Consider the following 14,713-nt stretch of genomic DNA (forward strand, 5'->3'; position numbering starts at 1 on the left):
TTGCGTTGTCTTCGGTTTTTTTTGTGCAGGGTGCGGAGTCCACCCGAGTCTTCCCGAGCCGCTTCGTCGGCAGCATCAGCAGGGTATAAGAGACAGGACCGAGGGCGCCGCGACCTGGCGGGACGGGCTGCTCAAGGCCACCGCGAACGCTCCCGAGTGCCAGCGGCTGCTGGACACCCTCTACACCGAGGAGTTCTTCGGCGCGGACGCCCAGGTACGGGCGCGGACGGGCCTGGACGACACCTGGAACGACGCCCAGCTGCACCATCAGGTCGTCGCCGACCGCCCCGCGGACGTGGACAGGACGCTGGCCTGGCTGAAGAGCCTGCCCAAGAAGTGCGGGCGGTTCACGGCCGCCACGGTCACCGGTGCCGTCCAGAACGCCGAGGTCACCGAGGCACCGCTGCCGGAGATCGGCGACACCCGCCAGGCCCTGCGGCTCACCCTGACCGGCGAGAGCGCGGACGGCGAGGAGACCACCCTCACCCTGGACCTCGCCGCCGTCCGCGTCGGCGACGACACGATCGTCCTCACCAACGGCGGCCTCGGCGACGTCTACGCCGAGATCACCCAGGCGGTCGCGGAACTCGGCGCCAAACGCCTGACGGACGTACGCAGACAGGCCCGCGTGGAGGTCTAGCGCCCACGCGCCTTCACCTCTTCTCGTACGGATCCGCCGGCTGCCTCACCTGTTTCACCGATGCCGTGTCCAGGACCGGCGGCCACGCCTCGTCCGTGCCGAGTTTTCCCTTGGGGTGCCAGGTGCCGGTGACGGTGACCCAGGTGTCGGCGGGCAGCGGGTCGGCGTCGCGGATCTCGACCTTGCTGGTGGTGGCGTCGGCGGCGCAGCAGGAGACGAGGAGGCGGGTGACGTACCAGGTCCCGTCGTCGCCGTGGGTCACGAACCCGGTCATCCGCACGGTACGGCCCTTCAGCGACCGCCCGCTGTCGTAGATCGCCCGCGAGGCGAACTCCCCCACGCCGAGTTCCACCGGGTCCCCGGCGGGCAGCGCCGGAAAGGTCCCGACACCCTGGGCCGCCCGCTGGGCCGCCTCCCGCTCGGCGCTGTAGGAGCCGAGGGCGGGCGGCGGGAAGAGCAGCAGGGCGAGAGCGGGGAGGGTGAGGAGCCAGGCGACACGGGGACCGTGGTGAGCGTGGTCGTGGTGAGCATCGTCGTGATCGCCGTCGTCGTCAGCGTGCTCCGCACGCCTCACGACCGCCATGACCATCCCCAACAGCACCAGCACCGCACCCGACACCACCAGATACGGCCTCAGCCCCGCCTGCACATACCGCAGATACAGCTGGCTGAACGCCGAGATCCGCAGGATCGCCGCCCCGACGAGCACCAGCAGCAGGGCGGAACCGTAGCGCCTCACAGCAGCCACCACCCCACGAGCACACTGCTCACCACGGCCACCACCCACGTCACGGCGGAGAACCGCACCGCGAAGCCGCGCCCGAACGTGCCCGCCTGCAACGCGATCAGCTTCAGGTCGACCATCGGCCCCACCACCATGAACGCGAGCCGCGCGGTCGGCGAGAACCCGCTCAGCGAGGCCGCGACGAACGCGTCGGCCTCGCTGCACACGCACAGCACGACCGCGAGGACGGCAAGGAGCAGCACCGACAGCCAGGCGGAACCGGTGAAGACGTCCAGCACGGAGCGGGGTACGACGATGTTGAAGGTGGCGGCGGCCGCCGCGCCGAGCACGAGGAAGCCGCCCGCGTGCAGGAAGTCGTGCTGGAGCCCGGCGCCGAAGGCCTTGAGCCCGCGGGCCTCGGGCGTGTGCCGCTGAGGCAGCCGCAGCCACTCCTCCTTCCCGAACCGCGCCCACAGCCACCCCATCACCACGGCCGTCGCCAGCGAGGCGACGAGCCGGCCCAGGACCATCTCGGGCTGGGCGGGGAAGGCGATGGACGTGGCGACGAGCACCACGGGGTTGATCGCGGGCGCGGAGAGGAGGAAGGCGAGGGCGGCTGCGGGGGCGACCCCGCGGCGCATCAGGCTCCCGGCGACGGGCACGGAGGCGCACTCGCAGCCGGGCAGGACGACCCCGGCGGCGCCGGCGACCGGTACGGCGAGGGCCTGGTTGCGGGGCAGCAGCCGGGTGAAGACCTTCTCCGGCACGAACGCGCCGATGGCCGCCGAGACGACGGTCCCCAGCAGCAGGAACGGCACCCCCTGGACGGTGATCGCCGTGAAGACGGTCCACCAGGCGGCGACGGGCGGGGTGTAGAGATCGAGGGCGAGGGTGGGCCCGAGCACGGAGACGACGGTCGCGATGGCGAGCAGCGCGGCCCCGCCGAGCACGGCGTACACGAGCGCGCGTACGACGAGCCGCAGCCCGTCGGTCACACTCCGCTGGTTCTCCACACCTGCCCTCTCGTCCCCGCGCAGGCTAACCGGTGGGTCCTGTGCGCAGGATCGGGACGGTCATAGAGGAGGCTGTGCGGGTGCGGGCCCGAGGGTGGTGGTGCCGGGAGCCGTACGGTGGCCAAGACCCGTCCGATAGGCGTCCAGGGCCGCCTCCACCCGGCCCTGCCGGCGCAGCAGGTCCCCCAGCAGCCGGCACAGGTCGGCCAGGTCACCGGCGGCCCCCGCCCGCTCCAGCAGGCTCAGCGCCCGCACGTAGTGCTCCTCCGCGGTCTCCGGGTCACGGGCGTCCTCGGCGATGATGCCGAGGAGCCGGTGCGCGGCAGCGGAGTGGACGGCGCCGCGCTCCGAGGACAGCTCCCCGAGCACGTCCTGGAGCAGGGCGGCGGCCTCGTCGGACTTGCCGCGCCGGTGCAGTACGTCGGCCAGCTCCACGGCGGCCTGGCTGCTGTAGAGGGCGGCGCGGGAGGCGGAGAGCATGGCGAGGGCCTGCCTCAACTCGTCCTCGGCGCGCTCCAGTTCGTTGTTCTGCGCGTACACGTACCCGCGCATCCAGTGGCAGTTGGCCAGTTCGGTGCGGAGCTGGAGCTGCCGGTACAGCTCGGCCGCCTTGGCGAGCGAGGCGTCGGCCTCGGCGACCCGTCCCTCGGCGATGAGGGTGCGGGCGACGGACCGGTGCATGCGGGCCACGAGGGCGGGGTCGCCGGCCTGCGGGGCGAGGGCGAGCGCGAACTCGGCGGCCTGGGCGGCCCGGGCGTGGGCGCCCATGTCCATGTAGGGCCCGATGATGCTGGCGTAGAGGAGGAGCAGCGCGTCGGGGTCGTGCAGTCCGCCGCGGTTGAGCTCGTCGAGGGTGGACTCCAGGAGGTAGACGGCGTAACGGAGTTCACCGGCGAGGTAGTGGGCCAGGGCGCGGCCCCGCAGGGCGGGGACGCGGGCGGGGAGGGGGGCGTCGGCCAGTGTCCGCTCGGCCCGCTCGAAGTACTCCCGGCCTTCGACGAGTTCACCGGTCTCGACGGCGCACTCCCCGAGTCCGAGCAGGGCGGCGGCCTGTACCTCGACGATCCGCAGGGCGTCCGCCTCCGCCAGCAGGGCGGCGTACTGCCTGCCGGCCTCGGCGGCCTCGCCGGTGGCCAGGGTGCGCTGGGCCTCGACGATCCGCAGCCGCAGATCGGTGACGAGATGGGCGGGCCGTCCGGTGGCGAGTTCGTCGAACTCGACGCCGAGCCGTTCGGCGAGGTGCCGCAGGGCCTGGTCGGAGGGTCTGACGCGGCCCGCCTCCAGGGTGGAGATGTAGGCGGCGGTGTAGGAGGGTTCGGCGAGATGCCGCTGGGTGAGGCCCCGTTCGACACGGAGTTGCTGGACCCTTCGCCCGATGACCACCGGATCATCACGCTCGACCATGGCCCAACTCCCTTAGTACCTCTTGCCGTTCGGATCCTCCGGGCCCTAGGTTAAACGGCGTATTAAGCCCGCTTAACACACATGGTCGAAGTCGCTGCGAGGTCGTCGTGCTCGAACGCACCAGCACCACCGAGCGTTTCGCGAGAAGTGCCATCGCCGCGGTCGTCGCGGTGGCGGCCCTGGTCCTGGCGGCCAACGTGGGGCCGGCACGGGCGACGGAAGGACAGCGGGCCGACCAGGTGAGCCAGGTCGAGCAGGTGCGGCGGGGATAGGGCCGGTCAGAACTCGGCCGTGTCGAGCTCGAACCCGAGCGGCGCGGGGAGCGGCACGACGAGTCCGAGCTTGTGCTTGTGCGCCTGGGCGTACTCGTCGCCGGACGGCTCGGCGAAGACCGTCACCTCGGCCTCTTCGCGGTCGATCAGGAGGTAGACGGGGATGCCGGCCCGGGCATAGCCGTGGATCTTCTTCGTGCGGTCGCGTTCGGCGGTGCTGGTGGAGGTGACCTCGGCGACGAGGACGACGGGGGAGGCGTCGTGCCACTCCTCCTCGTCGTCGAAGCTGCCCTTGGGAGCGATGACCAGGTCGGGGACGACGTGACCCGTGTCGGAGGCGGCGGGGACGTTCAGGCCGATGCCGGTGTAGCGACCGACCCCCTTGTCGTGGTCACGAATCTGCCCGCTGAGTTCGGACACGATCTCCTCGTGCTCCCCATTGGCCGGTGGCGTCACGCAGATCTCTCCTTCGATCAGCTCCACGCGCCAGCCCTTGGGGGCCGTCGCACTGAAGAGCTCGAAGACCTGCTGCACGCTCGCGCCCATGTGGTCGGGCACACCGCTGGTCGCGTCGTTGTCGCCGTCAGGGTCGTCGAAGGGACCCTGAAAGGCCTCGCCCTGGTACCCCGGCATGATGATCGGCTCCGCCGTCGCCATGACGGACCTCCTTCGCTCGACGCGACCATCCCAGGGTAGACGGACACGCCGTACAGGGAACCCGGAATCGTTCACCCGAACAGGTGTGCTGTTACGTTTCCGCAGGTCAGCGCGGTGTGTGCCACCGGCCTCAGCACACCTCCCGGTACGGCACATCGCCCACGTACGTCCGCCACTGCCCGCGTGACAGTCCCGAACCTCCCGCCCGCGCGCACACCTTCGCGACCGCCCGCGCCGGGTCCACGGCGTACCGCTGGAGGGGGACGTGCGCGCCACCGGCGTAGAGGGTCGTGCCGTCCGTGCTGAAAGCGAGCGAGTCGAGCTGTTCGCCGGGGGTGGTGAGCGGGCCGCCCAGGGGCCGGCGGGTCGCCACGTCCCACAGCTGGAGGCTGCCCGCGTCGCCGCCCACGGCCAGGGTGGTGCCGTCGGGGCTCACCGCCAGCGCCGTGACCGCCTCCGGGGTGTCGCCCCTGGGTGCCGGGAACACGTTCCGCAGCACGCCCGCGCGGTGCTCCACCCGGCCGTCCCACAGGGCGACCCGGCCGGTCTGGTCCCCGACCGCGAGGAGGGCACCGTCGGCGCTGAAGGCGAGCGCGCCGATCTGGTCGCCCTGGACGAGGTTCAGCCCCTTCACCGTGCCGCCGGGCAGCCGGGCCACCCGGTTGTCGCCGGCCAGGAGCCGCCCGTCGGGGCGGACCGCCAGATGACTGCTGGCCAGCCCGGTCACGGTGGACGTCCGGCGGCCCCGGCCGGTGTCCCACACCTCGTCGCGCAGGTCGCCCGAGAGGGGCGAGCGGACGGCGTACAGCGTGCGGCCGTGCGCGCTCAGCGCCAGGCCGATCACCGGCTCGGCCGAGCCCCCGGTCGCCAGGTCCACCGCTGCCCGCGCCCGTCCCTTGCGTACGTCCCACAGGGTGATCCGCTGCGGCGCCGCCTCGTACCCGGGCGCCGAGATCCCGTAGGCCAGCGTGGTCCCGTCGGGGCCGAACGCCATCAGGGACATCGTGTACGACGGGGTGACGGACCGCTCCGGGTCGCGCGAGACCGGGAACGGCGGCGCCGGCAGAGTGCTGACGAGACGGCCGTCCCGGGTGTCGCGCACCTGGAAGCGGTAGGCGTCGCCCACCCGCTCGGCCGTGGCCAGGGTGCGGCCGTCGGGGCTGAGGAGGACGTCGTCCAGCTCCCGCTCGCTCCACGCGGACGTCACCGCCTGCGCCAGGTCCAGGGAGTGGACCGTGCCGCCCTCCAGGTAGCGCAGCACCGGGCGGCCGGGGTCCCAGTACAGGCCCCGGTACAGGTACTGGTTGTTGAGGTCGTGGCGGAAGACCGGGGCGTCGGGGGACGACAGGCGCCAGACCTGGATCTCCGTGCCGTCGGCCGTCGCCAGGAAGTCGCCGTCCTCGCTGAAGGCCGCGTACCCGACGCCGGGCTGGGTGAGGTCGGCCAGTTCCTCTCCCGACCGCAGGTCCCACACCCGGACCCCGCTCCCGGTGACCACGGCCAGCCGTCCGGAGCCGAGCACCGGCAGGGTCCGTGCGTCGCCGCAGACGTCCGTCGCCTCCCGCCAGTCCCCGGGCAGGGTCCGCCCCGCGCGCACGTCCCACACCTGGAGTGCCGCGGTGGCCGAGGGGCAGACGGCCGTCAGGGCAGCGCCCCCGGGGCCCCGGGCCGCGTCCGCCGTCACGAGGCCGGAGGGCTTGTCGAGGAGGAGCCGGCCGCCCTGCACGGTGCGCAACCGCACGCGGTCCTCCCCGCTCACCAGATAGCCCGCGTCGGTGAGGTCCACCACGGCGTCGGCGGCCTCCGCGTGCCCGCTACCGCCGGTCCAGCGGGCGGTGGCCGTGTCCCACAGCCGGATGCCGTCGCCCGTCGAGAGCGCGAGCACCCGGCCGTCCGGACTTGCCGCGTCCACGAGGTCCGCGGCGGGGAGACGGCCCTCGGCGAGTTGCCGGTGGGTCGCCACGTTCCACCGCCGCCAGGTCCGGCCTTCGACGCTGAGCAGGGTGCGGCCCGAGTCGGCGAGGAAGCGGGCCGGGGTCTCGCCGGGGGCCGGGTCGGTGAAGGTGTCCAGTTCGGGCTGGGCGAGGGAGCCGAGCAGGGCCCGGCGGGTCTCGGGGAGTTCGTCGACCCGCCAGGCGGCGACGCCCAGCAGCTGGGCGAGGCGCGGGTCGGTGGTGCGCAGGGCGTCGGCCACGTCCGCGACCCGGCGGGCCGCGTCGGCGGTACGGCGGTCGTCGTTGTCCCGGCGCAGCTCCCAGGCGGACAGGGCGGCGACCAGCGCCACCACCAGGACCGCGGAGAGGCCCGCCAGCAGGGTGCGGGAGCGGCGGGTGGAGCGGGCCGCCGCCCGGCGGTCCGTCTCGCGGGCCTCGACGGCGGCGCCGAGGAACGAGCGTTCCGCCGCGGTCAGCCCCCGGTCGGTCGCATGGTCCTGGAAGGACTCCTCGGCGCGTTCCAGACGGCTGCCCCGGTACAGGTCGCCGGGGTCGCGGTCGTGCTCCAGCCAGGCGCGGGCCGCCTCGGTGAGGTGCCGGTGGTGGCGCAGCCGCTCGCGGTCCTCCTCGATCCAGCGGTGCAGCCGGGGCCAGCAGGTGATCAGGGCCTCGTGGGCGAACTGGACGCCGTCCTCGTCGGCGGTCAGCAGCCGGGCGCGGGCGAGGCGTTCCACGACCTCCGGCACGGCCGGGTCGGACCATGCGTCGAGTTCGGCGCGGGTGAGCGGGCGACGGGTGTCGGGGGTGCCCTGGCCGGGCTCGACCATCCGCAGGAGCAGCTGCCGGGCCACCGCCCGCATCCCGGCGTCCAGTTGCCCGTACACCTCCTCGGCGGTCGCCGCGATCGCGCCGCGCACCCCGCCGGCCGCCTCGTACGCGCCCAGGGTGAGCAGCCGGCCCTTGCGTCTTCGCCAGGTCTCCAGCAGGGCGTGCGAGAGCATCGGCAGGCTGCCGGGCTGGTCGAGGACCTCGTCGACGATCCGCGCGGTCAGCTCCCGTTCCACCAGGTGCCCGGCGGCCTGCGCCGGCCGGACCACGGCCTCGCGCAGCTCGTCCGCCGTCATCGGGCCGAGCAGCAGCCCGGCCCCGGTGAGGGCGTCGGCCAGGCCGCGGTGCTCGGAGCAGCGGGCGTAGAAGTCGGCCCGTACGGTGACCAGGACCCGCAGCCGGCTGCCGGGCTCCCGGGCGGCCAGGAGCAGGTCGATGAAGCGGGCCCGCTCGGCGGTGTCCCGGCAGAGGGTGAAGACCTCCTCGAACTGGTCGACCACGACCCAGCTCTCCGGGTCGTCCCCGGCGGGGGTGAGCAGATGGCCGTAGCGCTCGGCGGGCCGCTCGCCCGGGGTCAGCACCCGCAGCACCGCCGGGCGGTCGCGGTCGGCGATCTCGGCCCGCAGCCGGGGGATGAGCCCGGCCCGCAGCAGCGAGGACTTGCCGCTGCCGGAGGCGCCGAACAGCACCGCGAAACGGTGGTCGCACACCAGGCGGCCGAGGTCCTCGGCCATCCGGTCCCGGCCGAAGAAGAGGTGCCGGTCGTCGGGTTCGAACCGGGCCAGGCCCCGGTACGGCGGCGGTACGTCCGCCACCTCCTCGCGCAGCTCCCCGGACAGCTGTGCCTCGGCCTCCTTCCAGGCGGCCTCCCACGCGCCGGGGTCGCCGCCGCAGGCCCGGACATAGCCCCGGACGACGTCGAGCGAGGGGAGCCGCTCCCCGGCCGCCGCCTGTGACAGCGTTGTCGGGGAGAAGCCGGCCGTGTCCGCCATCGTGCGGTACGAGGGACCGCCGGCGGCCTTGCGGAGCTCGCGGAGCCCATGGGCGAGGCGTGGGACGGGACCGGCCTCGGGGTCCACGGGTCGTTCGGGTCGGCCCACGGCGCGCCCCCTCGTAACCGTCGGTGGCTTTCGTACGGCTTTCGTACGTGGCCCAAGTGACGTCAACGTAACGTCTGGACAAAAAGGTCTGCCAGCGGTTCGGGAAATTGATTTTTCTGATCCGGGGCACCTGCCGAACAACTCCCGGACGGTGAACCTCGGTGTGGCGCACCGCTTTCCGCTGCGCCACACACCACGCCCCCTGGAGCAACTGGAGTACAGCGCAATGGCCCACGCCCTGAGGAACCGCACGATCGCCCGGCTCGGCAGGACGACAGCCGTCCTGGGCGGTGCGACCGCCCTGGCCGTCAGCCTGGCGGGCAGCGCCAACGCCGGCGTGCTGAACCCGCTGCCGTGGAGCGGCAGCACGTTCCAGAACAAGTACATGCCGTACTTCGACTACGACTCGGACAGCTGCTTCCCAGCGGCGGCGGTCGACGCCAACGGCAACGTCAACGGCGGACTCAACCCGTCCGGATCCCTGACGGGCGGCTGCCGCACCAACCACCTCGGCAAGGCGAACACGTACGCGCAGTCGCTGTGCAAGAACGGCTGGTGCGCGTACGCCTACACGCTGTATTTCGAGAAGGACCAGTGCGACCCCACCGGCATCACCGAGTGCGGGCACCGGCACGACTGGGAGTCCGTCGTGGTCTTCCAGAAGCAGGGCGAGGAGAAGCCGCGCTACCTGGCCGCCTCCCGGCACGGCGGGTACAGCACCCACCCGATCAACGAGGTGCCGATGAACGGCAACCACGTCGAGATCGTCTACCACAAGGACGGCCCGAGCACCCACGCCTTCCGCTTCGCCAAGTTCGGCGAGACGCCGGTGGCCTGGGGCAGCGGCAACTGGGACACGCCCGCGCTGGTCAACTTCAGCGGGCTGAACAGCACCCTCCAGGGCAAGCTGAACGACACCAGCTGGGGCAACGCCAACTTCCAGATCGGCAAGAACTTCCTCAGCAACGTCAACAAGGCCCGGCCCTCGGCGGTCCCTGCCTTCTGACGCCCACCCCCGGTACCGCGGCCGTCGACGCTCACTCCCCCCTTTGCGTCGGCGGCCGCTTCGCACTGTCCGTCAGAGCTGGAACTCCGCGGGGTTGAGGCCCAGTGCGTGGCAGGCCTCCTGGAGGACCATCTGCTCCGCCTGGGAGAAGTGCCCGTCGGCACCGGCGATGACGATGCCGGTCTGGATCACGGCCCGCGCCTCGGTCGGCTTCTTGGCGGCCTTGGCGATGTCCTGCATCGCCTCGGCCTTCCCCTGCGGGAAGTTACGGGTCAGCTGCTCGACATGCTTGTGGAAGCGCGTGCGCAGCTGCTCCGGCGGGAAGTTCTGGAGCACCTCGTTGCTGAGGATCATCTGCTCCATCTGCTGCATCTCGGTCGCGTCCACGTGCCCGTCGGCCGCCGCGACCAGCGCGCACATCGCCATGCTCGCGTCCCGGTACGCACCGCTCTTCAGCTCGGTCTTGATCGAGCCGAGCTGGTTCTTCAGCAGGCCGACCAGCTGGGCGCGGGACCCGCCGGACGATCCGGTGCGCGAACCGCCCTGCGCACCGTGGCCACCCTGCGCACCATGGCCGCCCGTGGTGCCGCGGGCGCCCTGTGCCTGCTGCTGCAAGCTCTTGGCCTGGTCCTTGAGCCGGTCGAACAGTGCCATTGCCGTCACCTCGGTACTCGTCTGAGCGATCTCACCCCGAAAACGCCCCCGCCCCGCGAAAGGTTCCACGCCGGTCCGCGGCATACGCTGCCGCCCATGACCTCCGCCGCCGCCCGTACCGCGCTGGACCTCACCGCCGACCTCCCGGTCCCGGACCTGGAGGACCTCTACCGCGACCTGCACCGCCACCCCGAGCTCTCCGGCCGGGAGCACCGCACGGCCGCCCTGTTCGCCGAGCGGCTGAAGCAGGCGGGGTACGACACCGCCGAGGGCATCGGCGGCACCGGAGTCGCCGGGGTGCTGCGGGGCGGGGACGGGCCCGTGGTCCTGCTGCGCGCCGACATGGACGCACTGCCGGTCCAGGAGCTGACCGGACTGCCGTACGCCTCCGGGACCCCCGGGGTGATGCACGCCTGCGGGCACGACCTGCACATGACCTGGCTGACCGGCGCCGCCGAGGTGCTGGCGGCGGGGCGGGACGCCTGGTCCGGGACGCTGGTGGTGGTCGGGCAGCCCGCCGAGGAGACCGGCGGCGGAGCGGCGGCGATGGTCGCGGACGGGCTGTACGCGCGCGTGCCGCGCCCCGACGTGCTGCTCGGGCAGCACGCGGCGCCTGGGCCCGTGGGGCTGTACCCGCACGTGCCCGGGCTGATCCTGTCGGCCACCACCGACGTCGACATCGTGGTGCACGGGCGGGGCGGGCACGGGTCGCGGCCGGAGACGACCGTGGATCCGGTGGTGACGGCCGCGTACATCGTCACCCGGCTCCAGACCGTGGTGAGCCGGGAGGTGGCGCCCCGCGAGTCCGCCGTGCTGACGGTCGGGCGGATCGAGGCGGGCACGGCGGCCAACATCATCCCGTCCACCGCCCGGATCTCCCTCAACCTGCGCACGCAGTCGGAGGCGGTGCGCGACCGGATGGTCGCCGCGATCCGCCGGATCGCCGAGGGCGAGTGCCTGGCCGCGGGGTGCCCGCGCGAGCCGGAGGTGACGATGGGCGGGTCCTTCCCGGCGACCGTGAACGACGCGGAGACCGACCGCCGGGTCGCCGACGTGCACCGCGAGGTGTTCGGCGAGGGCACGGTGTTCGATCCCGGCCCGGCGATGGGCAGCGAGGACTTCTCCCGGCTGGCGGCGGACGGACAGCCGTACTCCTACTGGTTCGTGACGACCACCCCGGCGGAGATCTGGGACGCGGCGCCGGGCGGCGACGACCTGATGGCACGCCTGGACGCACTGCCCAGCAACCACAGCCCGTACTTCGCGCCGGACCTGTCGGCGGTGGGACCGGGGGTACGGACCCTGGTGGCGGGCGCGCTCAGTCACCTAGTCGGGTAGCGCCTTCCTCAGTGCCGCGTCCAGCGCCGCCGCCAACTCCGCGTCCCCCGGCGGGCTGTCGCCGAAGAGCGGGCCCAGCTGTGCCGTGAAGGTCTGGGTGAAGGCCCCGTAGAGCGGGGTGCGCGGACGCTGGACCGCGTCCCGGAGGGCGGGGAGCAGGATGCCGCGGGCGTAGGCGGGGCGGCCGGCCTTGTCGCGGGGCATCCGGTCGGCCCGCTCGCCGGTGGGGGAGCCCGAGGGGACCGTGGTGTGCAGGGTGCAGCCGATGCCGTCGTCGGCGTAGGCCGAGGTACGGGTCGCCGCGAACCCCGCGTCCAGCAGGCAGCGTTCGCTCTCAGGTCCGGTGAGGTACCGGATCAGTTCGGTCGCCTTCCCTGCCCGTTGCGAACCCTCGGCCACCGCGAGGTTCTGGCCGCCGAGCACCGCCCGGCCGGGGAGCGGGGCGACGCCCAGCTGCTCCTCGTCGAAGGACTGGTGGAGGGTGCGGTAGGCGTACGGCCAGTGGCGCAGGAACGCGGTGCGGCCGTCGGCGAAGTCGCTCATCGTGGCGGCCTCGTCGGAGTGGACGGCGTCCTGGAGGGTGTACGGGGACTCGGTGCGGCGGCGCAGTTCGGCGACACCGGCGGTCAACTGGGCGACGTCGGCGTCGTAGTGGCCGTCGGCGCCGGTGAAGTGGAAGCCCTCCGCGGAGGGCCCCGCCGCCGACGCGAACGCCTCGACCGCGTTGACCGTACGGCCCTCGTAGGGCGCGAGCTGGGTGGTCCAGCCCTTCTCGTAGGCGCCCACGGCCGGGTGTTCGTCGATCTCCTCGATCAGGTCCTCCAGCTGCCCCCAGTCGAGGCCGGCGCTCAGGTCGGTCCGCTGGACGCCGGCCGCCTTGAGCAGGTCGCGGCGGTAGTAGAGGAGCCCGACGTCACTGTTGAACGGCACCGCGTACACCTCGTCGCCCCAACGGGCGGTGTCCGCGACGGACTTGATGTGATCGCCGTCGAGCACGTTGGGGGGCAGCGGGCGGATCAGCCCGGCCGCGGCGAACTCCGGCACCCAGGTCACATCGAGGTTGACGACGTCGTAGACCGCGCTGCCGGACTGGAGGGCGCCGAGCAGCTGACTGCGCTGCTCGTCGGCGCTGCCGGGCAGTTCGACGAGCCGGGCGCGGTACCCGGAGTTCGCCTTCCTCTCCCGCTCGTTCCAGTCGTCGATCAGCTGCTGCCTGATCCCGTTCTGCCCGGTCACGTCCCGTCCCCCGGCGACCACGATGTCGCCGGCCACGTCGGGGGAGGGCGCGGCGGGGGTGCCGGAGCCGCCGGTGCAGGCGGTGCCGGCCAGCAGCACGGAAGCGATGAGCAGTCGGCGTCCTCGGCCCATCAGTCCTCCCCCGTCCCGGTGCGCGCCACCTCGTCGGTCAGGCCCGCGCCGAGGTCGTCGCCGGCGTCCAGGCAGCGGCCGCCGCTCGCGGTGGCGATGCGGGCCGCCGGCTTGACGCGGTCGCAGCCCGCGGAGTCCAGGGAGACCGTGGCGACCGGGATACGCGCCGAGCGGGCGCGGGTCAGGACGTCGTCGAGGTTGCCGGCGGTCAGTGCGGTGTCGTCCTCGCCGTCGGTGATGTGGACGATGAGCTGGGGGCGGTCGTCGGCGGTGCCGCGTTCGGCCATCTCGTCGAGCGCGGCGAGCAGCGCGGCGTGCGGGTCGGCCTGGGCGTCGCGGACGCGGGCGCGGGTGTCGACGGCGCGCTCGGCCTCCTTGCGGGTGTGCGGGCCGAAGGGGAGCACGGTCTCGTAGGGGCGGTCGCCGGAGGTTCCCGAGACACCCCACACCGCGTACTCGTCGTCCCCGCCGAGCCCGCCCAGGGACTGCTTCAGCAGGCCGGGTCCGCCGCTCGGGCCCTCCCACAGGCCGGCCATCGAACCGGAGCTGTCGAGGAGGTAGAGGACCCGGCCGGGGCCGTGCGCGGCCCGGTACCGGTCGAGGACGTCCGTCATCTCGGCCCCGCCCGCGGACTCGTCGAGCGGTTCCGGATCGACCAGCACCCCGGCGGCGAGCGGCGCTCGCAGTTCCCCGCCCGTGGAGCGGAAGCCGTCCCCCGCGAACACCGCCCGCCCCTCTTCGCCGGTCAGCCACGCCCGGAAGTCCCCGGCGGCCCGGTCGCGCGCGGACTCGTCGCGGTCGGCGCCCTCCCAGCGCACCCGGACGAAGACGGGCTGCACACCGGGCACGTCGTTCGGGTACTGGGCCGTGCGCGGGGTGCGGGTCGTCCGCTCGCAGGCGACGCCGCTGCGCAGCAGGAACTCCGGTACGAGGGCCGCCGTACGGTTGTCCACGGCGTCGTCGTCGGGCAGCGCGCACAGCAGGTCGGCGGCGGTCGGGGCGGGCGGCCCCGGCTGGGCGACCTTCTGCTCGGCTCCGGCCGCGTCGGGGTTCGCGGTGTCGTAGAGGCCGACCGTGGCGAGCAGTGCCGCGTCGGCGAACTCCGGGTCGGGACGGCGTACCGCGGCGTTCTCGTCCCGCACCCGCAGATGGTCGATCATCCGGGACAGGGGGAGATCGACCCGGTCCCCCAGGGACTTCGCGGCGATCCGGTCCGGTACCGCGAGCACGACCGGCGAGTGCGCGAAGGGCTCCTCGTCGGCCTCCAGTTCGGCCACGGCGTCGGTGTCCTGGAGACCGGTGACCCGGGCGGCGTCGGCGGGGGAGGCCGGGATCCACACGTCCGGCTGCGGGCCGACGTCCCGCTGCGGGTTGGACTCCTCGTCGCGCGGTTCCTGCCAGGCCACCGAGTCCTGGCCGAGCGCGGCGACCGTGTCGGCGGACCCCGCGCTGTAGACGGTGATCCCGCTGCGCCGGCAGCCGCCGCCGGTGGTGTTGGCGTCGGAGGTCAGATACGCGTCGGCCGCCGCGGTGACCGTCGGCGCGAGATCGGGGTCGGTCAGGACACGCAGTTCCAGGGGCGGGGCGCAGGGGTCGCTGTCGGAGGTCAGGGCGACGATGCCGTAGGAGCCGAGACCGACGGCGGCGAGGGCGAGCAGCGCGGTGAGGCGGGTGGGCCCCACCGCGCGCAGCAGGCCGGGGAGGCGGGAGCGGCGCAGCCGGGCGGTCGCCGTGCCGGCCCAGGTGCCGAGGAGGGCGAGGAAGGCGGTCAGGGG

Annotated in this window: 12 protein-coding genes; 4 read left to right on the plus strand and 8 right to left on the minus strand. The window is 73.4% G+C overall.

The features are described 5' to 3' along the window. Nucleotides 1-640, plus strand: a 640-nt coding sequence (locus HLK59_RS50600) for a hypothetical protein (protein WP_206328221.1), incomplete at its 5' end; no start/stop codon positions are given. Between the two features lie 13 nt (nucleotides 641-653). Here HLK59_RS50600 and HLK59_RS41655 read toward each other — a convergent pair. The 3 genes from HLK59_RS41655 to HLK59_RS41665 are packed head-to-tail and all read right to left on the minus strand — an operon-like array spanning nucleotide 654 to nucleotide 3,781. Continuing rightward, on the minus strand, nucleotides 654-1,379 hold the full coding sequence (locus HLK59_RS41655) for a TIGR03943 family protein (protein ID WP_171146864.1): 726 nt from the start codon (nucleotides 1,377-1,379) through the stop codon (nucleotides 654-656). Beyond that, nucleotides 1,376-2,377, minus strand: coding sequence for a permease (locus HLK59_RS41660; protein WP_171146865.1), 1,002 nt, complete (start codon nucleotides 2,375-2,377; stop codon nucleotides 1,376-1,378). The genes HLK59_RS41655 and HLK59_RS41660 overlap by 4 nt, the downstream gene beginning before the upstream one ends. A 60-nt stretch (nucleotides 2,378-2,437) precedes the next feature. Next, nucleotides 2,438-3,781 (minus strand): tetratricopeptide repeat protein, encoded by a 1,344-nt coding sequence (locus HLK59_RS41665; RefSeq protein WP_171146866.1) that lies wholly within the window; start codon nucleotides 3,779-3,781, stop codon nucleotides 2,438-2,440. Between the two features lie 107 nt (nucleotides 3,782-3,888). On the opposite strand from HLK59_RS41665, the gene HLK59_RS41670 reads away from it, so the two are divergent. Further along, nucleotides 3,889-4,053, plus strand: coding sequence for a hypothetical protein (locus HLK59_RS41670; RefSeq protein WP_171146867.1), 165 nt, complete (start codon nucleotides 3,889-3,891; stop codon nucleotides 4,051-4,053). A 6-nt stretch (nucleotides 4,054-4,059) separates the two neighbouring features. Here HLK59_RS41670 and HLK59_RS41675 read toward each other — a convergent pair whose 3' ends face one another. Both HLK59_RS41675 and HLK59_RS41680 read right to left on the minus strand, forming a co-directional pair. After that, nucleotides 4,060-4,599 (minus strand): Uma2 family endonuclease, encoded by a 540-nt coding sequence (locus HLK59_RS41675; protein WP_240982947.1) that lies wholly within the window; start codon nucleotides 4,597-4,599, stop codon nucleotides 4,060-4,062. Between the two features lie 241 nt (nucleotides 4,600-4,840). Beyond that, nucleotides 4,841-8,572 (minus strand): hypothetical protein, encoded by a 3,732-nt coding sequence (locus HLK59_RS41680; RefSeq protein ID WP_171146869.1) that lies wholly within the window; start codon nucleotides 8,570-8,572, stop codon nucleotides 4,841-4,843. Nucleotides 8,573-8,723: 151 nt separating this feature from the next. Between HLK59_RS41680 and HLK59_RS41685 the strand changes: the two genes are divergently transcribed. Continuing rightward, complete coding sequence (locus HLK59_RS41685) at nucleotides 8,724-9,578, plus strand: NPP1 family protein (RefSeq protein WP_346779937.1); 855 nt, start codon at nucleotides 8,724-8,726, stop codon at nucleotides 9,576-9,578. Between the two features lie 72 nt (nucleotides 9,579-9,650). On the opposite strand, the gene HLK59_RS41690 is transcribed toward HLK59_RS41685, so the two are convergent. Then, on the minus strand, nucleotides 9,651-10,232 hold the full coding sequence (locus HLK59_RS41690) for a tellurite resistance TerB family protein (RefSeq protein ID WP_171146870.1): 582 nt from the start codon (nucleotides 10,230-10,232) through the stop codon (nucleotides 9,651-9,653). Nucleotides 10,233-10,328: 96 nt separating this feature from the next. Here HLK59_RS41690 and HLK59_RS41695 point away from each other — a divergent pair, with 96 nt between their 5' ends. Then, the gene (locus tag HLK59_RS41695; protein WP_171146871.1) at nucleotides 10,329-11,570 is read left to right on the plus strand and encodes an amidohydrolase; all 1,242 of its coding nucleotides are present in this window, start codon (nucleotides 10,329-10,331) and stop codon (nucleotides 11,568-11,570) included. On the opposite strand, the gene HLK59_RS41700 is transcribed toward HLK59_RS41695, so the two are convergent. Together HLK59_RS41700 and HLK59_RS41705 are read right to left on the minus strand one after the other, a co-directional pair. Then, nucleotides 11,559-12,938 (minus strand): extracellular solute-binding protein, encoded by a 1,380-nt coding sequence (locus HLK59_RS41700; protein WP_171146872.1) that lies wholly within the window; start codon nucleotides 12,936-12,938, stop codon nucleotides 11,559-11,561. The two genes, HLK59_RS41695 and HLK59_RS41700, sit on opposite strands and share 12 nt — an antisense overlap. Beyond that, nucleotides 12,938-14,713 (minus strand): substrate-binding domain-containing protein (locus tag HLK59_RS41705; protein ID WP_171146873.1); only part of this gene is annotated, 1,776 nt, incomplete at its 5' end. The genes HLK59_RS41705 and HLK59_RS41700, both read right to left, overlap by 1 nt.

The sequence above is a fragment of the Streptomyces sp. S3(2020) genome (assembly GCF_013044505.1).
In the GTDB taxonomy this organism is placed as follows: Bacteria; Actinomycetota; Actinomycetes; order Streptomycetales; family Streptomycetaceae; genus Streptomyces.